The following is a 22,103-nucleotide window of genomic DNA, read 5'->3' as shown; positions in this document are numbered from 1 at the left end:
GGGCCATGGCCGACGGTTTCACTCGCAGAAGGGTCAGACCTGGGCCAGCGCCGGCGCGGGCTCCGCGTCGGGGAGCTCGGCCTCCTTCTCGCGGATGATCGGCAGGACCTCCTTGCCGAACTGCTCGACCTCCTCCTTGACGTGCAGGAAGCAGAGCAGGTTGAGGTCGACGCCGAGCTTCTTGTACGCGATGACCCGGTCGGCGACCTGCTCGGCGGTGCCGATCAGCTGGGTCTTGAAGCCGTCGTTGTACTGCACGAGGTCGGAGAACGAGGACTCCGCCCACATGCCCTTCTTGTCCGACGCCGAGGCGCCGGCCTGCTGCACGGCCTGACGGAAGCCCTCGACCTGCTCGACGTTCGCCTTGGCGACGATCTCGCGCAGGGTGTCGCGGGCCTCCTTCTCGGTGTCCCGGACGATCATGAAGCCGTTCAGCCCGAACCCGACCGAACGGCCGTGCTCGGCGGCGGTCGCGTTGATGACGTCGAGCTGCTCGGTGACGCCGTCGAAGTCCTTGCCGTTGGAGAAGTACCAGTCCGACACCCGGCCGGCCATCTTCTGCGCCGCCGTCGAGTTGCCGCCCTGGAAAATCTCCGGGTGCGGGCGCTCCGGCGTGTTCAGCGGCTTGGGCTTCAGCGAGTAGTCGTGGAAGCGGTAGAAGTCGCCACGGAACTCGAAGTGGTCGGACTCCCAGATGCCCTTGAGGCACCGGATGAACTCCTCGGTGCGCCGGTAGCGCTCGTCGTGCTCGAGCCACGGCTCGCCGAAGGCGGTGAACTCGCCCTTGAACCAGCCGGAGACGACGTTGGTGGCGAAGCGGCCGCCGGTGAGGTGGTCGGCGGTGGCGCCGAAGTTCGCGAACACACCGGGGTGCCACATGCCCGGGTGCACGGCGGCCATGACCTTGAGCTTCTCCGTCGCCATCATGATCGCCAGCGACAGCGAGGTGGACTCGTGCTGGTACTCCGCGGAGTAGCTGGCCATGTAGCGCACCTGGGAGAGGGCGTACTCGAAGCCCGCGGCCTCGGCGGCACGGGCGGTGTCGCGGTTGTAGTCCCAGCTCCAGTCGGTGCGCTGCTCGATCTGGCTCGTGACCAGGCCGCCCGAGACGTTGGGGACCCAGTAGGCGAACTTCAGCGGTGCGGTGGGGATGCCGGCGGACACGGCGATGTGCCTCCTCGCGAGGGGGTAGGGACGCGCGCGGACGCGCGGGGGTTCCGGGCAGGAGAAGAACGGGGCTCAGCGACAGAGCGACGTCGCGAGCAGCCCGTGATCGACGTGCCGACGGCGCGTCAGTGGAACCCGACCCATCACGAGCCGACGCTTCCGGCCCCGCGGGACCCTGTCAACCGGAGCCCGGCCTGCGTCACAGCCCGAACAGCACCCGCAGCGGCGTCACCGCGAAGTACAGGACGAAGGCGACCGCCACGACCCACATCAGCGGGTGGATCTCCCGCGCCCGGCCGGTGGCGCTGCGCAGCAGCACCCAGCTGATGAACCCGGCGCCGATGCCGTTGGCGATCGAGTAGGTGAACGGCATGACGACGATGGTCAGGAAGACCGGCATCGCCACCGAGAAGTCCGACCACTCGATGTCGCGGACGCCCCCGATCATCAGCGCGCCGACGATGACCAGGGCCGGGGCGGCCGCCTCCACCGGCACGATCTCGTAGAGCGGCGTGAAGAACATCGCGGCGAGGAACAGCAGGCCGGTCACGACGTTGGCCAGGCCGGTCCGCGCACCCTCGGCGATGCCCGAGGCGGACTCGACGAACACGGTGTTCGAGCTGGACGACGCCGCGCCACCGGCCACCGCGCCGGCGCCCTCGACGACCAGCGCGCGCCCGATGTTCGGCAGCTGGCCGCGCTCGTCGAGCAGCCCCGCCTGGCGCCCGAGCCCGGTCATCGTGCCCATCGCGTCGAAGAAGTTGGCGAGCACCAGCGTGAACACCAGCAGCGAGACCGCCAGGGCGGGCAGCCGCGCGAACGCGCCGAGGGAGACGTCGCCGACGAGCGAGAGGTCGGGCAGCGAGACGATCGACTCCGGGAGGCCGGGGTAGCCGAGGTTCCAGCCCCGCGGGTTCGTCCCGTTCGACGGCCCCACCTGCACGATCGCCTCGACGACGATCGCCAGCACCGTCGTGGTGAGCACGCCCAGCAGGATCCCGGCGCGGACGCCGCGGGCGACGAGCACGCCGGTGAGCAGCAGCCCGATGCAGAAGACCGCGCTGGGCCACGAGGCGATCGAGCCCTGGATGCCGAGCCCCACCGGCACGGTGGTGTTGGCCGCATCGGGCAGCCTGCGCACGAACCCGGCGTCGACGAGGCCGATGAAGGCGATGAACGCGCCGATACCGGCCGCGATCGCGATCTTCAGCGGGTCGGGGATCGCGTTGAACACGGCCGTGCGGAACCCGGTGAGGCCCAGGATCACGATGATCACGCCGTTGACCACCACGAGGCCCATCGCCTCGGGCCAGGTGACCTGCGGGGCGATCGTCACCGCGACCAGGGTGTTGATGCCCAGGCCGGTGGCCATCGCGAAGGGGAAGTTCGCGACGAGCCCGAAGACGATCGTCATGACGCCCGCGACCAGCGCGGTCACCGCCGCGACCTGCGGGACGGTGAGCACCATGCCCATGACGTCGCGCTTGGCCGACGGGGACGCCGGGTCCAGGCTGCCGAGGATCAGCGGGTTGAGGACCACGATGTAGGCCATCGTCACGAAGGTCACGACGCCGCCGCGGACCTCCTGGACGACCGACGTCCCGCGCTCGTTGAGGCGGAAGTAGCGCTGCAGCACGGCCGGCAGGTTTACCCGATCACGCCGCTCTCATGTGCGTGATCTTCCCGGCCATAGCCGTGAATTCCGCTCACGTAGGGTCCGGGGGGTGCCCCGCCGCCTCGATCTGCACGCCGAGCCGCCGCCGCTGCCGCGCCGGCTGACCGACGTCGTGCCGGTCGTCCTCGCCGGGTCGGCGATCTGGCTGGCCGTCGCGGTCGTGCTCGGCGTCCTCGCCGCGGCCGGCGTCCGCCCGCTCGACGTGTGGTTCGCCGCCGCGGTCGTCGGGGTGGGCCTCGGCGGGGTCGGGCTCGGTGTCCTCGCGCTGCAGCGCCGCGCCCAGCGCCGCGGGGTCAAGTGGGCCCAGAAGCTGTGACGCGGGGCTACGTGGAGGGCGCAGCGAGCGCCGCGAGCAGGCCGCGCACCGGATCGTCGGCGTGCACCACGCCCTCGCCGTCCACCCACGCCGCCGGCGTGTACTCCACCGGCGCCCCGCCGCGCTCGTCGTCGACGACGAGGACGCGCAGACGGTCGTGGAGCACCAGCTCGCCCTCGGGCAGGGGGCGGCCCAGCACCGCGGCCCACGCCACGGCGGCGGGCAGCTCCTCCCACGGCACGGCGCGCCCGCCCTCGCGCACGGTCACCCGCACGCGCTCGGAGGCGGGCGCGAGGTCGAGCAGGTCGGCGAGCAGGGCGGGGTCGCCGGCGCCGGGGAGGACGAGCGCCGCGGGCGGGAGCACCCCGCCGAGCTGAGCGCGGTCGAGGACGGCGGGCGGGACACCGGTCTCGGCGTCGCGGACCTGCCCGTCGGCGGTGCGCACCCGGTCCGGGGGCTCCACCTCGGTCACCGACACCCGCCCGGCGGCGACGGCCTCGGCGAGCGCGGCGTGCGCGGCGGCGGCGCGGGCGGGCGGCACGGGGCGGGCGGGGTCGGCGAGCCGGGCGAGCAGGTCGGCGGCGTCGTCGGGCCCGGCGACGCGGGGCCGGGTGCGCACGCCGATCGCGGCGAGGAACGCCGGATCGAGGCGGGCGGCGACGTCGTCGGGCACCGGGTCGTAGAGGCCGGCGACGGCCGTCGCGCCCGGCAGGCGCCAGTCCGTGGGCGGACGTCCCGCGAGGCGCCCGTGCCGTCCGAGCCACCAGGCGGTGTAGGGCCGCGGGCCCTCGTCCTCGCCCGGCGCGCCGACCGGCCGGGCGCCGCCGAGCGCCTCGCGGACCTCGCGGTCGCCGGCGAGCACCGGCCACGCCGCGTCCCACCGGTCGACCAGCTCGAGGTCGCGCACGGCGACGAGCGGGCCCGGGGCGTCCGCGCTGTCGGGCCCGCCGGGACGGTCGGCGGCCGGATCGATCTCCTCGGCCCACCACGTCTCCTCGTCGTCGAGGTCGTGGTCGGGGCCGACGGGGGCATCGTCGCGCAGGACGGCGAAGCCGTCGAGGACGCCGACCGCGGTCAGCGCGTGGCGCGGGTGGGCGGCGGCGACGGCGGGGTCGAGGACCCCGAGCGGTCCGTCGGGATCGACGAGCCCGCGCAGGGCACCGTCGGGCAGGACGAGCTCGTCGGCGCGCCGGTACCCGCCGTCGGCGGCGCGCAGGGCGAGGGCGCCGACGCCGGGCCCGGGGTCGGCGGCGCCCCCGGCGACGAGGGCGAGGACCAGGGCCGCGAGGGCGTCCAGCTCCTCGGGATCGCCCCCGGCGTCGGCGTCGTCGGCCGAGCGCTCGACGGCCTCGCGCAGCGCCGGGTCGGCCAGCAGCGACGGGCCGTCGAGGGCGCGCGCACCGAGCGCGAGCAGCAGCGCGCGGGCGCCGGGGTCGTCGTCGAGCCCCGGTGCGGCGACCCGCAGGCCCGGCACCGCGGCGGCGGCGAGGCGCTCGGCGACCGCCGGGTCGCCCCCGGGCAGCAGCACCCCGCGCGGGGAGAGCACCACGCGCCCGTCGGTCAACGGCACGGGCAGTCCGGCCAGCTCGTCGCGGGTGCCGGGGCCGGCCACCGCGGGCAGCGCGGCGAGACCGGCCAGCAGCGCCCGCCACCACGCCACCGGACGCTCGAGGCCGACCAGGGCGTCGGCCAGGGCGGCGATGCGGGTGCGGGCCACGCCGACGGCGGACAGCGCGCCGGCGTGGCGGGGCGCGGCGAGGCGGGCGTCGACGAGGCCGGGCAGCACATCGGCGAGCTGCCCGGCGAGGTCGGCGAGGACCTCGGGTGGGCCCGCGGGGTCGAGGTCGAGGACCTGCGCGCCGGCCGGGGCGAGGTCGGAGGACCCGTCGGCGGCCGGCAGCCACGGCGCGGTGCGCAGCGCGGCGAGCACGCCGTCGCGCAGCGCGGCGTCGACCGCCGAGGCGGGCAGCGCCGGGCGCGGGACCAGCCCCGGGCGTTCCTCGGCCGGCCGGTCGCGGACGAGGTCGGGGTAGGCGGCCGCGGCGGCGGCGAGCACGTGGTCGGTGACCGGGCCGGCGCGCACGTGGCGGCGATCGGGGTCCAGCGGCACGGTGGCCAGCAGGCGCGCGGGCAGCGTGGTGCGCTCGTCGGTGGGCGTGGGCGCGTGCAGGACGTCGGGGCGCTCGGGGCCGGCGAGCTCGCCGTCGGCGGGCACCGCCCACGTGGCCCGCCACCCGGGGCGGGCGCGGTCCTCGACGGCGAGGGTGGCGAGCAGGGCGGCGGGCACCTCGCCCTCGACGCGCCGCAGGCGCCAGCGCCGATTGCCGACCACGACGGCGTCGCCCTCGCCCGACCGCGCCACGACCCCCTCGGGCAGGTCGATCGCGTGCAGCGGGGGCAGGGCGAGCAGCAGGTCCTCGGCCTGCGCGGCGGCCGCGGCGAGCAGGTCGGCGGGGTCGAGGCCGGGGCGCAGCGGCAGCCGGACCTCGGTGTCGGTGCCCTCCGGCGGGCCCGGCTCGCCGGGGTCCGTGGGCCACACGAGGCGCAGCGCCGGCGCGGACCCGTCCCGGCGGGCCAGCTCGTCGGACAGCTCCGGCGCGCCCGCCCCGAGGATCGTGCGGGCGGTGCGCGCACGGTCGAACGCGACGCCGGCGACGGAGCCGTCGGCGCGGCGGGTGACGACGCGCGGGGCGTCGCTGATCGCCGTGACCGCGGCGAAGCCGACCCCGAAGCGCCCGACGCCGTGGACACTGGCGCCGCGCTTGGCCGACGCCCGCAGCGAGGCCAGCGCGGCGACGCCGTCCGCGTCCAGCGGCGCCCCGGCGCCCGCGACGTGCAGGTCACCGTCGACCACCCGGATCCGCAGCGCGGTCGTGGTGCCCGCACGCTCGGCGGCGTCCGCGGCGTTCTGGGCGAGCTCGACGAACCAGCGGTCGCGGTAGCCGCCGCGGAGCAGGTCCTCCTCGGCGTTGGCGTCCTCCCGGAAGCGGGCCGGGGACGCGGTCCAGGCGTCGAGGACGGCGCGACGCAGCGCGTCCGTGCCGAACGGGTCCGCGGGGTCCGGGGTCACGCCAGGCCCCGTCCCCGCTGCGGCCCCGGCCTGCACCGGTCTCAGCGGCGCGATCCGGTGGTCTCCGGCTCCATCTCGACCCCGTCGTCGTAGACGAGGTCGGCGACGGCGATGACCGATCCGCTGTCGACCTGCAGCTCGGAGTGGCCGCCGCAGCCGTACTCGGCGTGCACGACATGACCGTCGGCGGGGACGTTGCCGTTGCCGCACACGCCGAACGCGGCGCGGAGCGACCCGGCGACCGGGAGGTAGAAGCCGCAGGTGCCGCAGTGCGCGGTGGCCGCGCGCGCCATGTCGGCCCGGGGCCCGAAGTGCCCGTCCGACCAGCGCACCGCGGCGTCGAGACGGCCCTCGCGGCTCATCACGCGCGGGCGCCCCATGCCCAGTTCGTCGCCGACCTCCCGGACCCCCGCGCCCGGCTCGGCGTCCTCGGCGGCCTCCTCGTCGTCCGGGTCGAGCGCGGCGTGCGCCGGTACGAGGCGCTCGTCGCCCTCCTCGACGGGCAGGAGGTCACCCGGGCCGAGGTCCTCCGCGCGGACGCGGTCGCTCCAGGGCACCCACGTCGGCGCGACCACCGACTCCGGCCCGGGCAGCAGCACGACCTCGCTGACGTTCACGTCGCCCTCGGGGCCCGCGACCGTGACCGCCCAGTACCAGCCGCGGTAGCCGGGCTTGGCGGCGGCGAAGTAGTGGGTCGCGGCCTCGGGCACGTCCTCGGCGCGCACGGCCACCGCCTCGCCGACCTGCTCGGCCTCGCCGTCGGCGGTCTCCACGGCCGCGGCGCGCGCGAGCTCGCCCGCGGCGGCGAGGTGGGCGGCGACGGCCTGCTCGGTCTCGGTCATGACGTCGTCCGTGGGGTCGGCGAAGGGGACCACACCGTCGATTGTGCCGCTCACCCGACGGTGCGGGAGAGGCGGGCGCCGTTGCCGGGCCGCGCCGGGCACGGCGGGTCGGCGATCGATCACCGAGGGTCCCCGGGTGATCGGTCCTCGGTCATCATGGACCCCGTGACCGGACCGTTCCGGCGCCCGCCCGGCGACGACCCGAGGCGCCGGACGCCACCCCGCACGCCGCCCCCGGACGGCGACCCGGGCCACGGCGCCTACGGTCCCCCGCCCCGCCGCCGCCCCGGCCGGCTCCCGCCGACGGCCCGGCACACGCGCCCCTACCCCGAGGACCCGGGGGCGGGCGGCGCGGGGACGGGCGACACCGACGTCGACGCGCGCGAGGACGACGACCCGGCGCCGTCGAAGATCACGGTCACGCGCGTCGCGGCATGGCGGGCCCGGCGCCTGACCCGACGCGGTGCGCAGGCCTTCCACCGGGCGGCGTCGGCCGACGGCGCCGACCGCTCGGGGCTCACCGCCCTGACCTACGCGTGGATGGCGAACTACGCCTCGGACGCCACGCTCGCGGTCGCCCTGGCCAACACCCTGTTCTTCTCCGCGGCCAGCGCCGAGAGCAAGAGCAGGGTCGCGCTCTACCTGCTGATCACCGTGGCCCCGTTCGCCCTCGTGGCGCCCGTGATCGGGCCGCTGCTCGACCGGCTGCAGCAGGGCCGGCGCGCCGCCATGGCGGTCTCCACGGCCGGCCAGGGTGCGCTCGCGGTGGTCCTCGCCCTGTACATGGACACCTGGGCGCTCTACCCCGCGGCGCTCGGGATCATGGTGCTGTCGAAGTCGTTCGGCGTGCTCAAGGCCGCGGTGACCCCGCGGGTGCTACCGCCCGGCATCACGCTCGTCACCACGAACTCGCGGCTGACGGTGTTCGGCCTCGTCGCGTCGGGCGTGGCCGGCGGGGTCGCGGCCGGTGTCGCCTGGCTGTTCGGGTCGCCGGGTGCCGCGTGGCTCACCGCCGCGATCTGCCTGGCCGCGGTGTGGCTGTGCCTGCGCATCCCGGCGTGGGTGGAGGTCACCGAGGGCGAGGTCCCGACACGGATCCTGCCGGTGCCCGGGATCGAGGAGGCCCCGCCGAAGCGCTCGCCGCTCACCCGCGACGTCGTCACCGCCCTGTGGGCCAACGGGACCATCCGCAGCCTCACCGGATTCCTCATGCTGTTCGCCGCGTTCGTGGTCAAGAACGAGACCGAGGGCGCGCCCGGCGACCAGCTCGTGCTGCTCGGCGTGGTGGGCGCGGCCGCCGGCGCCGGGGGGTTCCTCGGCAACTTCGTCGGCGCCCGCCAGCGCTTCGGCCGGCCGCGGGTGCTCATGGTCGTGTGCCTGCTGCTCGCCCTCGTCGCGGTCGTGCTCGCCGCGGTCGTCACCGGGCTGGTCACCGCGGCCGTCGCCGCCCTCGTCGCCGCGACGACGAGCGCGCTGCTCAAGGTCTGCCTCGACGCGGTGGTGCAGCGTGACCTGCCCGAGGCCGGGCGGGCGTCGGCGTTCGGGCGCTCGGAGACGATCCTGCAGCTGTCGTGGGTGTTCGGCGGTGCGCTGGGCGTCCTGCTGCCGCCGACGTGGTGGATCGGGTTCACGGTGATCGGCGCCGTCGTGGCGCTCGGTACCGTGCAGACCGTGCTCATCACCCGCGGGTCGTCGATGCTGCCGCGGCGACGGCGCGCACCGGAGCCCGAGCCGGGGCGGGCCCGGCGGTGAGGACCCTGTCGCGGCGCACCGTGCTGGTCGGCGTCGCCGTCCTCGCCGTCGTGACCGTCACGGTGGTGCTGATCGTGCGCGCCACCGCCGGGCCGTCCTCCCCCGGCGACGTCACCTTCGCCGCGGGCGGGGCCGGCGCCACGGTGGGCGCGAGCCAGTTCTGCGACGTGCAGGTCACCGAGTGCGGCGACGACCCCGACGCCGTCGCCGTCCTGCGCGTCCCGCCGAACACCCCGCTGACCGTGACCGTCCCCGAGGAGGTCACGAGCACCCCCTGGCAGGTCGCGTTCACCTTCCGCGACGCGGCAGGTGCGGTCCAGCAGGGCCGCAGTCCCGTCTTCGCGCCCGGCACCGCCCCGGGCTTCACCCTCGTCCTGCCGGCGCCCTCCGACCAGCTGACGAGCGCCGAGGTGCAGCAGTACGGGGCGCGCATCAGCCAGGGCCCGAACGGTCTCGAGTTCGCGACCCGGGCCACGTGGGTCCTGTCCGTCGACGACCGGTGACACGCACCCCACGGGGAGCGCGCCGGGTGCCCGTGCCTACCCCTCCAGCTCCCGGGCCACGGCGCGGACGACCTCGGCCAGGCGCTTGGTGTTGCGCCGGTCGGGGTAGCGCCCGCGCCGCAGCTCGGGCTGCACGCGGGCCTCGAGCAGCTTGATCATGTCGTCGATGAGGCCGTGGAGCTCGTCGGGCGAGCGGCGGGAGGCCTCCGACACCGACGGCAGGGGGTCGACCAGGCGGACCTGGAGCGCCTGCGGCCCCCGCCGACCCTCGGCGATGCCGAACTCGACGCGCTGCCCGGACTTGAGGGTCTCCACCTCGCGCGGTAGCGCACCCTTGGGCACGTAGACGTCGGCCCCGCCCTCCTGCGACAGGAAGCCGAAGCCCTTCTCCGCGTCGTACCACTTGACCCTGCCGGTCGGCACCGTCGTCTCCCGTTCTCACTCACCGACGAGAAAGCGCCCCGGCGACCGCCGGAGCGCAGGGCTCCAGGTTAGCCGGTGCCGGCCACCGCGAATCCCGCTCGCGGCGAGGGGCGGGACGGGGCCTCAGGCCGTGGGGCTGCCCGTCTCCAGGCCGAGCAGCTCGACGGCCTCCTCGCGCATCTGGACCTTGCGGACCTTGCCCGTCACGGTCATCGGGAACTCCTCGACGACATGGACGTAGCGCGGGATCTTGTAGTGGGCGAGGCGGCCCTGGGAGAACTCGCGCAGCGCCTCCGCCGTCAGCGGCTCGGTGCCCGGCTTCTGGCGCACCCAGGCCATGATCTCCTCGCCGTACCGCTCGTCGGGGACGCCGATGACCTGGGCGTCGACGATGTCGGGGTGGGTGTAGAGGAACTCCTCGATCTCGCGCGGGTAGATGTTCTCCCCGCCGCGGATGACCATGTCCTTGATGCGCCCGGTGATGTTGATGTAGCCCTCGTCGTCCATCACGCCGAGGTCGCCGCTGTGCATCCAGCGGGCGCGGTCGATGACCTCGGCGGTCTTGTCGGGCTGCTCCCAGTACCCGAGCATCACCGAGTAGCCGCGGGTGCACAGCTCGCCGGGGGTGCCGCGCGGCACCGTGCGCCCGGTCTCCGGGTCGACGATCTTCGACTCGAGGTGCGGCATCGTGCGTCCCACGGTGGACACGCGCCGGTCCAGCGAGTCGTCGACGCGGGTCTGGGTCGACACCGGGCTGGTCTCGGTCATGCCGTAGGAGATCGCGACCTCGCTCATGCCCATCCGCTCGACGACCTGCTTCATCACCTCGATCGGGCACGGCGAGCCGGCCATGATCCCGGTGCGCAGGCTCGACAGGTCGTAGGACTCGAAGTTCTCCAGCCCCAGCTCGGCGATGAACATCGTCGGCACGCCGTAGAGCGAGGTGCACCGCTCCGCGGCCACCGCCTCGAGGGTGAGCGTCGGGTCGAACCCGGGCGCGGGGATGACCATCGTCGCCCCCGAGCTGGTGCACGCCAGGTTGCCCATGACCATGCCGAAGCAGTGGTAGAAGGGCACCGGGATGCAGACGCGGTCGACGTCCGAGTAGCCGATCAGCTGCCCGACGAAGAAGCCGTTGTTGAGGATGTTGTGGTGCGACAGCGTCGCGCCCTTGGGGAAGCCCGTCGTCCCGGACGTGTACTGGATGTTGATCGGGTCGTCCGGGGTCAGCGTCGCCTGCACCTCGCGGACCCGGGCGACGTCGGAGGCGCGGTCGAACAGCCCGCTCCACTCGTCGGAGTCGATGATGACCACGCGCTGCAGCGCGGGACAGTTCGGCCGGACGTCGGAGATCATCGCGGCGTAGTCGGAGGTCTTGAAGCTGCGCGCCGCGACCAGGAACGACACCCCGGCCTGGTTGAGCACGAACTCCAGCTCGTGGGTGCGGTACGCGGGGTTGATGTTGACGAGGATCGCGCCGATCTTGGCCGTCGCGTACTGCAGCAGCGTCCACGGCGAGCAGTTGGGCGCCCAGATGCCCACCCGGTCGCCGACGGCCACCCCGGCGTCGAGCAGCCCGAGCGCCAGCGCGTCCACCTCCGCGACGAACTGCGTCCAGGTGAAGCGCTCGCCGCGCGCCCGGTCGACCAGCGCCTCGGCGTCGGGACGCGCGGCCGCGGTGCGGTCGAGGTTGTCTCCGATGGTGTCCCCGAGCAGGGGCACGTCCGAGGTGCCCGAGGTGTAGGACGGGGTGCTCGGGACGCTGGGGGCACTCACCGCTGCGGCCTCCTCGCTGGGTCGTGGTCCGTCGACCGGCCGATCGTTCGGCTGTGGTCCGGGCCACGATCGCACGCCGGACCGGAGATCGACAGGGGTCGCTGCGACCATCGGTCCATGTCCTCCACCCACACCCGCGGCGACGACGCCACCCGGGACACGGGCCGGCCCGGTCCCGACACGCGGCAGCCGCCGGAGGCCGTCACGGTCGACGGCCTCGACCTCGCGCCCGGCGAGGTCGACCCGGCCACCGAGCGGCTGGTCGCCGTCCTCGCCGACGCCGACGAGGCGGGGTGGTACGGGGCGCTCGAGGTCGAGCGGCCCTGGTCGGAGCACAACCCGCGCCTCGACGGGGAGTTCGCCCGCGCCGCGGCGATCCACCGCTACCTGTGCCGGGAGCTGGCGGTGCTGCTGCGCGCCGGCGCCCGCATCACCGCGCGCGCCTCCCGCCGGCAACCGCCGTTCGACGACCCGGAGTTCTTCGCCGCCCTCGACGAGGAGCGTGTCGACACCCGGTCGAAGAAGCTCTTCCTGTTCTCCCCCGAGCGCATGGCGCTCTCGCTGGACCGGATCGGTCACTACACGGGCACCCCCGCCACCGCGTTCCAGCGCCACGTCCTGTTCACCAACTACGCGATGCACGTGGAGGCGTTCGTCGAGCGCTTCCCGGACGCCGAGCGCCCCGCGCGCGAGGGCGTGCAGATGCCGGCGTTCCACCACCGCACCGAGGCCGGCGACGGCGTGAGCCTGGTGAACATCGGCGTCGGGCCGGCCAACGCGAAGACGGCCTCCGACCACATCGCGGTGCTCCGCCCCGACACCATGATCATGATCGGCCACTGCGGCGGGCTGCGGAACCACCAGCAGAAGGGCGACTTCGTGCTGGCCACGGGCTACCAGCGCGCCGACCACGTGCTCGACGAGGTGCTGCCCCTCGACGTGCCCGTGGTGCCCAACCACCGTCTGAACTCGTTCCTGCTGGACGCGCTGCAGTCCGCCGGCATGACCTACCGGCTCGGCATCGTGCACACCACCGACAACCGCGACTGGGAGTTCACCCAGCAGGCCACGCTGGCCGCGATGCGCGTGAGCCGCAGCGTCGCGGTCGACATGGAGTCGGCGACGATCGCGGCCAACGGCTTCCGCTACCGCGTGCCGCACGCGACGCTGCTGTGCGTCTCGGACAAGCCGCTGCACGGCTCGCCCAAGCTCGCGGGCAGCGCGCAGGAGTTCTACGAGGCCTCCAAGCGCCACCACCTCGACCTCGCCCTCGCGGCGCTCGACGCCGTCCGCCGCGAGCACCCCGAGGGCCTGCCGGGGCAGGAGATCCGCGCCGTCGACGAGCCGCTGTTCGGGGGTCCCCCGGATCTGTAGGTCCGCGGGGTTTGTCGCCCGGCCCGGGTCGGCAAGACCTCCGGTGCCCGCCCGCGACGAGCGACCTGGAGGGGCGATGACCAGCGCCGGCGCGACGACCGCCGTGGATCGGTTCCGTGAGCTCTCCGACGGCGATCCCGAGATCCAGGCTCACGGGCGCTACTTCTCGTGCACCTACCTGCTCGACATGATCGAGCACCGGTTCCTGGTCCGGATGCACCGGGGCGAGGTCGAGGAGCTCGTGACCGACCCGGGCCCGCTCGAGCCCTACGACTTCGCGATCCGGGCCGGGCGGGAGACCTGGGAGGGCTTCTGCTCCGAGGTGCCGCCGCCGATGTGCCACGGCATCTGGTCGGCCACGTTCCAGCGGGACATGACGCTGGAAGGCAACCATCTCGTGATCATGCAGAACCTGCGCGTGCTGACCCGACAGCTCGAGCTCCTGCGGATCACCGGACCGCTGGGCTGAGACCGGGCCGGGACGGAGGGACATCGGGATGTCGACCGCGAGCCATGACGACGTCGTCGGACGATACGTCCGCGTGGAGGTCGAGGGCGCCGAGTACGACGTGTTCTACCTCGAGGCCGGGCAGGGACAGCCGCTGGTGTGCCAGCACACCGCGGGCTGCCACAACCACCAGTGGCGAGAGCTGCTGCGCGATCCCGACATCACCAGCCGCTACCGCGTCATCGCCTACGACCTGCCGCGCCACGGCAAGTCCGACCCCCCGAACAACACCGAGTGGTGGACGTCGGAGTACCGCCTGACGACCGACCACTTCACCGGCTTCGTCGTCGCGTTCTGCGACGCCCTCGCCCTCGACGACCCGATCTTCATGGGGTCGTCGTTCGGCGGCAACGTCGCGCTCGACCTGGCCCACCGCCGTCCCGATCGTTTCCGGGCCGTGATACCGGTCGAGGGCGCCGACCACGCCCCCGGGTTCTTCCTGGACTGGTGGCAGCACCCCCACGCCAATGCCGCCCAGGTCTCCGCGAGCGGCACGTGGGATCTCATGGCGCCCCAGTCGCCCCTGGCCGACCGGTGGAAGACCTGGTTCTACTACACCCAGGGCTCGGAGGCGTTCCGCGGCGACCTGTACTACTACTCGGTCGACCACGACCTGCGCGGACGGTTGCACGAGATCGACACGGACCGGTGCCCGGTCGTCATGCTGACCGGCGAGTACGACTACCTGACCACCCCCGAGGACGGGCGTCGCACCGCCGACGGCATCCCGGGCGCCGAGTTCCTCGAGATGAGCGAGATCGGGCACTTCCCGATGAGCGAGAACTACCCGCGCTTCAAGACCTATCTCGAGCAGGCCCTCGACTCCATCGCCACGAAGACCGGCGGCGGCGCGGGCTGATCTCCGTAGGTGCGCTCACGTGCGCCTCCGGCGCACCGGGTGCACCGACACCTCCGTCGCCTTGACCGCGAACCACAGGTCGTCGCCGGGCCCGACGCCCAGCTCGGCGACGGCGGCGGGCGTGACGTCGGCGGCCAGCCCCTCGGCCCAGGGCGGCCCGCCCGGCGACGGTCCCGCCCGGAGCCGGACGACCTCGCCGCGCGGCTCGAGCCCGGCCAGGCGGACGGGGAGCACGTTGCGGGGGCTGCCGCCCGGGCGCTCGCGGTGCACGGCGACGGCGCTCGGCGCGAACACCGCGACCGCCGGCTCGCCCGGGGCGACGTCCTCCGACGCGACCCCGTGGACGGTGCCGCCGTCGGGGGTCGCGAGGCCCTCGGGCGCGGCGGCGCCGGGGACGAGGTCGAGCCCGGCGATGCGCGCGGCGAACGCCGAGCGGGGGCGGGCGAGCACCTCGGCGGTCGGGCCCTGCTCGACGACGGCGCCGTCGGCGAGCACCACGAGGCGGTCGGCGAGCACCACGGCGTCGAGCACGTCGTGGGTGACGAGCAGCGTGGTCTGCCCCGTGTCGCGCACGACGCGGCGCAGCACCGAGCGCACGGCGGGCGCGGCGTCGACGTCGAGCGCGCCGAAGGGCTCGTCGAGCAGCAGGAGGTCTGGCTCGACGGCCAGGGCGCGGGCGATCGCGACGCGCTGCGCCTGCCCGCCGGAGAGGGCCGCGGGGCGCCGGTCGGCCAGCTCGGCCACCCCGACCTCGGCGAGGCGGTCCTGCGCGATCGCCGCCGCGGTGCGCCGACCACGCCCCGCGCAGCGCGGGCCGAAGGCGACATTGTCCCGGGCGCACAGGTGGGGGAACAGCAGCGCCTGCTGGCTGAGCAGCCCGATGCGGCGGCGGTGAGCGGGCACGGCGATCCCCGCGGCGGTGTCGGTGAGCGTCCGCCCGCCCAGCGTCACGCGCGCGTCCTCCGGTGCGTGGAGGCCGGCGAGCGTCCCGAGCAGCGTCGACTTGCCCGAGCCGTTCGGCCCGAGGACGGCCACGACCTCGCCCGGCGCAACGTCCACGGCGACGTCGAGGACGAAATCCCCGCGGTGCGTCGTCACCCGGGCGTGCAGGCCCTCCTCGGGCCGGAGGGCCCCTCCGCTCGGCGCGCCCGGGCGCCGCCACCGTCGCAACGGGTTCACCGCACCCCCGAGACGTCGCGGGTGCGGGTGGCGACGATGACCAGCACGGCGACGACGACGAGCACCAGGGACATGGCCACCGCGCCGTCGAGGTCGTTCTGCGACTGGATGTAGATCAGCAGCGGCAGCGTCTGGGTGGTGCCCTGCAGGTTGCCCGCGAACGCGATCGTGGCGCCGAACTCGCCCAGCGCGCGGGCGAAGGCGAGCACCGAGCCGGACACCAGCCCGGGCAGCACCACGGGGACCGTCACCCGGCGCAGCGCGGTCAACGGGGTCGCGCCGAGGGTGGCGGCCACGACCTCGTAGCGCTCGCCCGCGGTGCGCAGTGCGCCCTCGAGGCTGACGACGAGGAAGGGCATCGCGACGAAGGTCTGGGCGATCACCACGGCCCCCGTCGTGAAGGGGACGGTGATCCCGAACCAGGCGTCGAGGAGCCGGCCGAGCGGTCCCGTGCGCCCGAGGAGGAACAGCAGCGTCAGGCCGCCGACCACCGGGGGCAGGACCAGCGGCAACAGCACGATCGAGCGCACCACCGCGATACCCGGCAGCCGCGAGCGGGCGAGCACGAGCGCCAGCGGGGTGCCGAGCAGCAGGCACAGCGCCGTCGACGCCAGCCCCGTCCGCAGCGAGAGCCACAGGGCGTCGAGGGCGGCGTCGGTGGTGACGAGCGCGCCGAAGTCGGGCCAGTTCGTCCGCACGACCAGCCCGGCCACCGGCACCGCGATCAGACCGAAGCCCACCACGGCCGGCACCCACACCGGCCAGGGGAGCGCGAGCGTGGCGGTGCCGCCCCGGCTCCCCCGGCTTCCCCGCGCGCCGGCCTGCGTCACGGCACCGTGAACCCGGCCTGCCGCAGCGCGGCGTCGCCCTGCGGGCCGGTGACGAAGGCGATCCAGCGGGTCGCGAGGTCGCCGTGCGGGCTGCCCGCGACCGCCCCGACGAGGTAGCTCTGCGCCGCGCCCGGGGCCGTCGCCTCCGGGAAGTCGAGGCCCTGGACCTGCCCGTCCGCCGACCGGACGTCGGTGACGTAGACGAGCCCGGCATCGACGTTGCGGGTGATCACGCGCTGGAGCACGGCGCGGACGTCCTGCTCCTCGCTGACCGGGTCGAGCGTGATCCCGGCCGCCCGCTCGGCGGCCTCGGTGGCCGCGCCGCAGGGCACGGCCGGCGCGCAGACCGACTCGGTGACCTGCGGCCCCACCAGGGACGCCAGGCCGGCGAGGCCCTTCGGGTTGCCCGGCGGCACGGCGACCTGGAGCCGGTTGGTCGCGGAGGTCACCGGTTCACCCGCGATCCGACCGGCCTGCTGGGCCGTCTGCATCGTGCGGGTGCTCGCGGTGGCCAGCACGTCGGCCGGCGCGCCCTGCACGACCTGCTGGGCCAGGGTGTCCGAGCCGCCGAAGTTGAAGCGGACGGTCACACCCGGCTCGGCCTGCTCGAACTGCGCCCCGAGCTCCTGGTAGACGTCGGTCAGCGACGCGGCCGCAGAGACGGTGAGGGTCCGGCCCGCGGCGGCCTGCGGTTCCCCGGACGCTCCCCCGCACGCCGCGACGCCGAGCAGGAGGGCAGCCGCCAGCGTCGTCGGGACGAGCGTGCGCGGGCGGGTCACGCCAGACCTCCGGGGGTCTCGACGATGATCTGTGTCGCCTTCACCACCGAGACCGCGAGCGAGCCGACCTCGAGCCCGAGCTCCTCGACGGCCTCGGTGCTCATCAGCGACACCACGCGGTGCGGCCCGCACTGCATCTCGACCTGCGACACGACCTGGTCGCTCGTGATCGCGGTGACCAGGCCGACGAAGCGGTTGCGCGCCGAGCGCCCCACCCCCGAGGGGTCGGGCGTCGCGTGGGCCTGGGCGCGGGCGAAGGCCGCGAGGTCGGCCCCCGCGATCACCTTGCGCCCGCTCGCGTCGGTGGCCACCGGCAGGGCGCCGCTGTCGGTCCAGCGGCGGACGGTGTCGTCGCTGACGCCGAGCAGCCGCGCGGCCTCGGCGATCCGGAAGTGCGTCACGTCGCGGCAGTCTAGAGCCGGAAGTGCGCCTGCACAGCCTCGGATCAGCCGCACGTTCGTGATCTCTACGGATCGACCCGCCCTCGCGCGGTGACGGGGCGCGGTGCGAAGGTGCAGGGGTGGACTTCGCCCCCAGCGCTGCGGCTCAGGACTACACCGACCGGATGCGGGCCTTCCTCGACGAGGCCGTGCTGCCCGCGGAGAAGGTCTACGACGCGTGGCGGGAGGAGCGGCGCGGCACCTCGGCGGAGCACGAGCTCCCGCCCGTCGTCGAGGAGCTGAAGTCCGAGGCGCGTGACCGGGGCCTGTGGAACCTCTTCCTGCCCGACGTCTCCGGGCTGTCGAACCTCGAGTACGCGCCGGTGGCGGAGGTGTCCGGGTGGTCGCCGGTGATCGCCCCGGAGGCGATCAACTGCCAGGCGCCCGACACCGGCAACATGGAGACGCTGCACCTGTTCGGCACCACCGAGCAGAAGCAGCGCTGGCTCGAGCCGCTGCTCGCCGGGGAGATCCGCTCCGCGTTCGCGATGACCGAGCCCGCCGTCGCGTCGTCCGACGCCACCAACATCACCACCTCGATCCGGCGCGAGGGTGACGAGTACGTCATCACCGGCAAGAAGTGGTGGATCTCCGGCGCCGCGGACGCGCGCTGCCGGATCTTCATCGTCATGGGCAAGACCGACCCGGACGCCGCGACGCACCGCCAGCAGTCGATGGTGCTCGTGCCCCGCGACACCCCGGGCATCACGATCACCCGGGCGCTGCCCGTGTTCGGCTACCAGGACCAGCACGGTCACTGCGAGATCGAGTTCAACGACGTCCGCGTGCCCGTGGAGAACCTGCTGGGCGAGGAGGGCGGCGGGTTCGCCATCGCCCAGGCCCGCCTCGGCCCCGGCCGCATCCACCACTGCATGCGCCTGATCGGGATGGCCGAGCGCGCGCTGGACGCGATGGTGCGCCGGGCGAACGAGCGCGTCGCGTTCGGCCGCCCGCTGTCCGAGCAGGGCGTCGTGCGCGAGCAGATCGCCGAGAGCCGCATCGAGATCGAGCAGGCCCGCCTGCTGGTGCTCAAGACGGCGTGGCTGATCGACAACGTCGGCTCGCGGGGCGCGGCCACCGAGATCGCCGCCATCAAGGTGGTGTGCCCGCGGATGGCGTGCGCGGTGATCGACCGCGCGATCCAGGTGCACGGCGGGGGCGGCGTCTCCGACGACTTCCCGCTGGCCTCGGCCTACGCGTGGGCGCGCGCCCTGCGGCTGGCCGACGGGCCCGACGAGGTGCATCTGCGGTCGGTGGCGCGCCAGGAGATCAAGGCTCGCGGCTGAGGCGCCGGCCGCACCGGTGCCGGGTGGTCCCGGCACCGGTGCGGCAGGGTCAGGAGCGGGGGGTCGGTGCCGGCGGTCCGTCGTGGTCCGCCCCGCGGCCGGCGGCCGTCCGGGATCGGCGCGGCCACAGCGGCTCGAGGTCGGCCATCTCGTCCTCGCCCGCCTGCCGGAAGGGCGGCGCCCCGGCCGGCGCGGCGAGCGCGTGGGCGGTTCGGCCGCGGGTGGTCCACCAGCTCGTGGCGATCGCGACGGTGAGGATGGTCGTGATGACCGCGAGCGAGATCGGGGTCGGGATGTAGGTGACGTCGACCTTGAGGGCCATCTTGATCCCGACCCACACCAGCACCAGCGCCAGACCCAGCTTGAGGTAGACGAAGCGGTGCACGAGGTCGGCGAGCAGGAAGTACATGGCCCGCAGCCCGAGCAGCGCGAAGGCGTTGGCGGTGAAGACCAGGAACGGCTCGTCGGTCACCGCGAAGATCGCCGGGATCGAGTCGACGGCGAAGACGACGTCGGTGGCCTCGACCAGCACGAGCACCGCCAGCAGCGGGGTGGCCAGCAGGACCCCGTGGCGGCGGATGAGGAAGCGCTGGCCGTGGTAGGCGTCGGTCATCGGGACCAGCCGCCGGAACAGGCGCAGGGTGCGGGACCGGCCGGGGTCGATGTGGGCGTCGCGCTGGACGGCCATCTTGATGCCGGTGATGACGAGGAACGCGGCGAACAGGTAGAGCACCCACGAGAAGTTCGCGATCAGCACCGCGCCGGCGGCGATGAACGCGCCGCGCAGCACGAGGGCGCCGAGGACCCCGAGGAAGAGCACGCGGTGCTGGTACTCGCGGGGGACGCCGAAGAAGCTGAAGATCACCGCCCAGACGAAGACGTTGTCGACGGCCAGGGACTTCTCGATCAGGTAGCCGGCGAAGTACTGCTGGCCGAACTCCGCGCCCCAGAACCACCACACGGCGATCCCGAAGCCCACCCCGATCGCCACCCACACCGCCGACCAGGCGGCGGCCTCGCGCACCCCGATCACGTGGGCGCGGCGGTGGGCGACCAGGTCGACCACCAGCATCGCCACGATCCCGGCCAGCACGGCAGCCCAGACCCACCACGGCACGTCCACCAGGGACCCTCCAAGCGTTCGCGTTCGACACTCGGAGGTCTCTCCCGACCCGTCGGAGTGCCCGATGCTGCGCGGGTCCGCCTCGCCGGGACCGCAACCCGCGGACTGCCCGCGGGCCGGTGACCGTGGTGACGACGAGGACGTCGGGGATACTCCCCTCCACCACGAACAAGTGAAGCAGAATTCGCGCTTTACGGCAACATGCGTCGGTGGAGGCCTCAGGAGTCGACGTGGTCGTGGGTGAACAGGGCGAGGAGCTCGCCCACGGCGTGATCGCTCTCGGCGGGATGACGCAGCCGCCCGGCCGGGTTCACGTGGTAGCGGTTCCGCCGCCCGACCCGGACGCGACGCAGGTAGCCCGCGGCCTCGAGGTCGGCCACGATCGACTGCACGGACCGCTCGGTGATGCCGACCAGGAGCGCCACGTCGCGCAACCGCGTCTCCGGGTCGCGGGCCAACGCCACCAGCACGTGCGCGTGGTTGGTCAGGAACGTCCATCCCGGCGGGCCGCCGTCGCCCGCCCGGCCCCGGGGTCCGCCGGAGGCACCCGCGTCCGGCTCGGTGTCGTCGACCGTGCCCACCCCCTCGCGGGCGGAGCCGTCGATCTCCTCCGACCCGTCTCCGCTCGACCCCGTACACGCAGTCCGATGCGCGATTCCGAGATCCTACAACGCGCGGCCGAGCGGGGACGGGCACCGCCGTGCGCGGGTCAGCCCGGGGTGTCGCGGCGGTCCGGGTCGGCGGGCAGGCGCGGCGCGTAGACCGCCAGCAGCAGGACCGGCGTGACCACGAGAGCAGGACCAGCACGACGGCCAGACCCACGGTTCCCTGCACCGGGGTGAGGTCGAGCCGGGCCACGATGTCGTCCGGACCGCATTGCTCGTGCTTCGCTCGACGGCCGCGAGGGACGGGGCCCGTCGTCGACGACGTTTCGGGGACGCAGGTATCGCGGGGCCCTTCCCCGGTGAGGAGCGGCCGGTCAGCCGGCCGGACGCATCGGCACCGGTTCCGACCGGTCGGGGATCGGACGCGCCGCAGCCGGCCTGCGCGCGAGGGCCGGAGCCACGGCGCGCGTGTCCGAGCCGACCGCGGTCGCCGCCGGCGAGCCGAGGGCGCCGACCACGAGCAGCCCGACCGCGCCGGTCGCCTCGGCCACCAGGTCGAGCACGTCGGCCAGGGCGCGGAAGAGCAACGGCGGTCTCCGCACGGCACTCATCCGCCTCACCTCGACACGTCGCGGTCTCGCTGTCGATTATGCGATGCGCAGTTCGCGTGTCAAGGAACGTGTATCACGCGCCGCGCGACTCGCGGCGAGGCCGCCGGCTCAGCGACGGACCGGTGCGGGCACGAACAGCCCGAGCCGCCAGGCGTGGCTGACCGCCTGAGCGCGGTCGGCGGCACCGAGCTTGCGGAAGAGGTGCCCGGTGTGGGACTTCACCGTGTGGTCGGAGAGGTAGAGCCGGCGCCCGATGTCGGCGTTGGTCAGCCCGCGACTGACGCCGATGAGCACCTGCACCTCGCGCACCGACAGCTCCAGACGTCGCTGGGCCTCGAGGTCGACGACCACGTCGCGCAGGTCGCGGCGGTCGTCGCGGCGGTCGTCGCGGCGGTCGTTGCGGCGCCCTGACCCACCCGGGCGCGGCGAGGGAGCGAGGGACGGCAGCAGGTCCTCCCCCGCCGCCGACGAGGCGACGCTGCGGACCAGCGTGCGGATCATCGTCCGCGGTGCGTCCCAGCGCAGGAATCCGGCCGCGCCGTCGGCGAGGGCCTGCTGGGCCGGCGCCCGCGCCCCGGCGGACCCCGCGACGAGCACCGCCGTCCCGGGCGCCTCGGCCAGGACGCGGCGCACGGTGGCCAGTCCCGTGGGCTCGGTCTCGGCCAGCCCGAGGACGGCCATCGCCCGCTCGCTCACGGCGAGACGCGCGAGGAGGTCGTCCGCGTCCTCGGCCACGACGACCCCGTCCGGCCCGGCCACCTCCCGCACCAGCAGCGTCAGCCGGCGCCGGGCCTGTGGCCGTTCGTCGTGGACCACGCACCCGGCCCCGATCGCCCCCTCGTCGAGCACCCGCGTACAGGTACCTCATCCGGGTGATCTCGGGGGTCGCGACGCGCGGCGTGACGAGGGACGGAACCACAGCGATGTAAGTCGCCCGGGCGGCTATCACCCACATGCGACTCCTGTGTTTCGCTTGTCGACGGAG

21 protein-coding genes are annotated in these 22,103 nt (G+C 74.5%); 7 read left to right on the top strand and 14 right to left on the bottom strand.

What is annotated here, in order from left to right:
- Positions 1-33 precede the first annotated feature (33 nt).
- Complete coding sequence (gene sfnG / locus C8D89_RS06445) at positions 34-1,164, bottom strand: dimethylsulfone monooxygenase SfnG (RefSeq protein WP_207787091.1); 1,131 nt, start codon at positions 1,162-1,164, stop codon at positions 34-36.
- 202 nt (positions 1,165-1,366) lie between these two features.
- Positions 1,367-2,812, bottom strand: a complete 1,446-nt coding sequence (locus C8D89_RS06440; protein ID WP_116707234.1) for an NCS2 family permease — start codon at positions 2,810-2,812, stop codon at positions 1,367-1,369.
- Positions 2,813-2,891: 79 nt separating this feature from the next.
- Here C8D89_RS06440 and C8D89_RS06435 point away from each other — a divergent pair, with 79 nt between their 5' ends.
- Entirely contained in the window at positions 2,892-3,158 is a 267-nt protein-coding gene (locus C8D89_RS06435) for a DUF2530 domain-containing protein (RefSeq protein WP_165825573.1), read from the top strand.
- Between the two features lie 7 nt (positions 3,159-3,165).
- Here C8D89_RS06435 and C8D89_RS06430 read toward each other — a convergent pair whose 3' ends face one another.
- Positions 3,166-6,228 carry a sacsin N-terminal ATP-binding-like domain-containing protein gene (locus C8D89_RS06430; RefSeq protein WP_116707233.1) on the bottom strand — a complete coding sequence of 1,021 codons (3,063 nt, stop codon included), beginning with the start codon at positions 6,226-6,228 and terminating at the stop codon, positions 3,166-3,168.
- Positions 6,229-6,269: 41 nt separating this feature from the next.
- Positions 6,270-7,103 carry a DUF3027 domain-containing protein gene (locus tag C8D89_RS06425; protein WP_423716734.1) on the bottom strand — a complete coding sequence of 278 codons (834 nt, stop codon included), beginning with the start codon at positions 7,101-7,103 and terminating at the stop codon, positions 6,270-6,272.
- A 123-nt stretch (positions 7,104-7,226) separates the two neighbouring features.
- Here C8D89_RS06425 and C8D89_RS06420 point away from each other — a divergent pair, with 123 nt between their 5' ends.
- Entirely contained in the window at positions 7,227-8,822 is a 1,596-nt protein-coding gene (locus C8D89_RS06420) for an MFS transporter (RefSeq protein ID WP_116707232.1), read from the top strand.
- On the top strand, positions 8,819-9,325 hold the full coding sequence (locus C8D89_RS06415; RefSeq protein ID WP_116707231.1) for a DUF2771 family protein: 507 nt from the start codon (positions 8,819-8,821) through the stop codon (positions 9,323-9,325). The genes C8D89_RS06420 and C8D89_RS06415 overlap by 4 nt, the downstream gene beginning before the upstream one ends.
- A gap of 36 nt (positions 9,326-9,361) precedes the next feature.
- Here the strand turns inward: C8D89_RS06415 and C8D89_RS30710 are convergent, their stop codons facing one another.
- Positions 9,362-9,748, bottom strand: coding sequence for a cold-shock protein (locus C8D89_RS30710; protein WP_116707230.1), 387 nt, complete (start codon positions 9,746-9,748; stop codon positions 9,362-9,364).
- A 123-nt stretch (positions 9,749-9,871) separates the two neighbouring features.
- Positions 9,872-11,524, bottom strand: a complete 1,653-nt coding sequence (locus C8D89_RS06405) for an AMP-binding protein (RefSeq protein ID WP_207787090.1) — start codon at positions 11,522-11,524, stop codon at positions 9,872-9,874.
- Between the two features lie 117 nt (positions 11,525-11,641).
- Here C8D89_RS06405 and C8D89_RS06400 point away from each other — a divergent pair, with 117 nt between their 5' ends.
- The 3 genes from C8D89_RS06400 to C8D89_RS06390 all read left to right on the top strand — a co-directional run bounded on the left by C8D89_RS06400 (position 11,642) and on the right by C8D89_RS06390 (position 14,265).
- A complete protein-coding gene (locus tag C8D89_RS06400) occupies positions 11,642-12,898 on the top strand; it encodes a phosphorylase family protein (protein WP_116707228.1) in 1,257 nt (418 codons plus the stop codon).
- 76 nt (positions 12,899-12,974) lie between these two features.
- Entirely contained in the window at positions 12,975-13,367 is a 393-nt protein-coding gene (locus C8D89_RS06395; RefSeq protein WP_116707227.1) for a hypothetical protein, read from the top strand.
- Between the two features lie 28 nt (positions 13,368-13,395).
- Entirely contained in the window at positions 13,396-14,265 is an 870-nt protein-coding gene (locus C8D89_RS06390) for an alpha/beta fold hydrolase (RefSeq protein ID WP_116707226.1), read from the top strand.
- A gap of 15 nt (positions 14,266-14,280) precedes the next feature.
- Here the strand turns inward: C8D89_RS06390 and C8D89_RS06385 are convergent, their stop codons facing one another.
- The 4 genes from C8D89_RS06385 to C8D89_RS06370 are packed head-to-tail and all read right to left on the bottom strand — an operon-like array spanning position 14,281 to position 17,454.
- On the bottom strand, positions 14,281-15,435 hold the full coding sequence (locus tag C8D89_RS06385; protein WP_423716749.1) for a sulfate/molybdate ABC transporter ATP-binding protein: 1,155 nt from the start codon (positions 15,433-15,435) through the stop codon (positions 14,281-14,283).
- A gap of 5 nt (positions 15,436-15,440) precedes the next feature.
- Positions 15,441-16,274 (bottom strand): ABC transporter permease, encoded by an 834-nt coding sequence (locus C8D89_RS06380; RefSeq protein ID WP_243417893.1) that lies wholly within the window; start codon positions 16,272-16,274, stop codon positions 15,441-15,443.
- Positions 16,271-17,053: a molybdate ABC transporter substrate-binding protein gene (gene modA, locus C8D89_RS06375; RefSeq protein WP_243417892.1), complete on the bottom strand. Its 783-nt coding sequence runs from the start codon at positions 17,051-17,053 to the stop codon at positions 16,271-16,273. The genes C8D89_RS06380 and modA overlap by 4 nt, the downstream gene beginning before the upstream one ends.
- Positions 17,050-17,454 carry a TOBE domain-containing protein gene (locus tag C8D89_RS06370; RefSeq protein ID WP_116707225.1) on the bottom strand — a complete coding sequence of 135 codons (405 nt, stop codon included), beginning with the start codon at positions 17,452-17,454 and terminating at the stop codon, positions 17,050-17,052. Before C8D89_RS06370 ends, modA begins: the two co-directional genes overlap by 4 nt.
- Before the next feature lie 119 nt (positions 17,455-17,573).
- Between C8D89_RS06370 and C8D89_RS06365 the strand changes: the two genes are divergently transcribed.
- Positions 17,574-18,779, top strand: coding sequence for an acyl-CoA dehydrogenase family protein (locus tag C8D89_RS06365; RefSeq protein WP_116707224.1), 1,206 nt, complete (start codon positions 17,574-17,576; stop codon positions 18,777-18,779).
- 49 nt (positions 18,780-18,828) lie between these two features.
- Here C8D89_RS06365 and C8D89_RS06360 read toward each other — a convergent pair whose 3' ends face one another.
- From C8D89_RS06360 to C8D89_RS06345, 4 genes are all read right to left on the bottom strand, one after another.
- Entirely contained in the window at positions 18,829-19,902 is a 1,074-nt protein-coding gene (locus C8D89_RS06360; RefSeq protein ID WP_116707223.1) for a TerC family protein, read from the bottom strand.
- Positions 19,903-20,120: 218 nt separating this feature from the next.
- Positions 20,121-20,483, bottom strand: a complete 363-nt coding sequence (locus tag C8D89_RS06355) for a MarR family transcriptional regulator (RefSeq protein ID WP_116707222.1) — start codon at positions 20,481-20,483, stop codon at positions 20,121-20,123.
- A gap of 398 nt (positions 20,484-20,881) precedes the next feature.
- Positions 20,882-21,118, bottom strand: a complete 237-nt coding sequence (locus C8D89_RS06350; protein WP_116707221.1) for a hypothetical protein — start codon at positions 21,116-21,118, stop codon at positions 20,882-20,884.
- Positions 21,119-21,226: 108 nt separating this feature from the next.
- The gene (locus tag C8D89_RS06345; RefSeq protein ID WP_116707220.1) at positions 21,227-21,967 is read right to left on the bottom strand and encodes a response regulator transcription factor; all 741 of its coding nucleotides are present in this window, start codon (positions 21,965-21,967) and stop codon (positions 21,227-21,229) included.
- Positions 21,968-22,103 lie beyond the last annotated feature (136 nt).

This window comes from Actinomycetospora cinnamomea (genome assembly GCF_003096675.1).
GTDB lineage: Bacteria > Actinomycetota > Actinomycetes > Mycobacteriales > Pseudonocardiaceae > Actinomycetospora > Actinomycetospora cinnamomea.
The sequence above is the reverse complement of the archived record's forward strand: the minus strand, read 5'-3'. Positions and strand labels throughout refer to the sequence as shown.

Bases quoted from the DNA above. Each gene is read 5' to 3' on its own strand.
- C8D89_RS06390 (WP_116707226.1), top strand. From the start codon at position 13,396: ATGTCGACCGCGAGCCATGACGACGTCGTCGGACGATACGTCCGCGTG.
- C8D89_RS06420 (WP_116707232.1), top strand. From the start codon at position 7,227: ATGGACCCCGTGACCGGACCGTTCCGGCGCCCGCCCGGCGACGACCCG.
- C8D89_RS06400 (WP_116707228.1), top strand. From the start codon at position 11,642: ATGTCCTCCACCCACACCCGCGGCGACGACGCCACCCGGGACACGGGC.
- C8D89_RS06395 (WP_116707227.1), top strand. From the start codon at position 12,975: ATGACCAGCGCCGGCGCGACGACCGCCGTGGATCGGTTCCGTGAGCTC.
- C8D89_RS06350 (WP_116707221.1), bottom strand. From the start codon at position 21,118: ATGAGTGCCGTGCGGAGACCGCCGTTGCTCTTCCGCGCCCTGGCCGAC.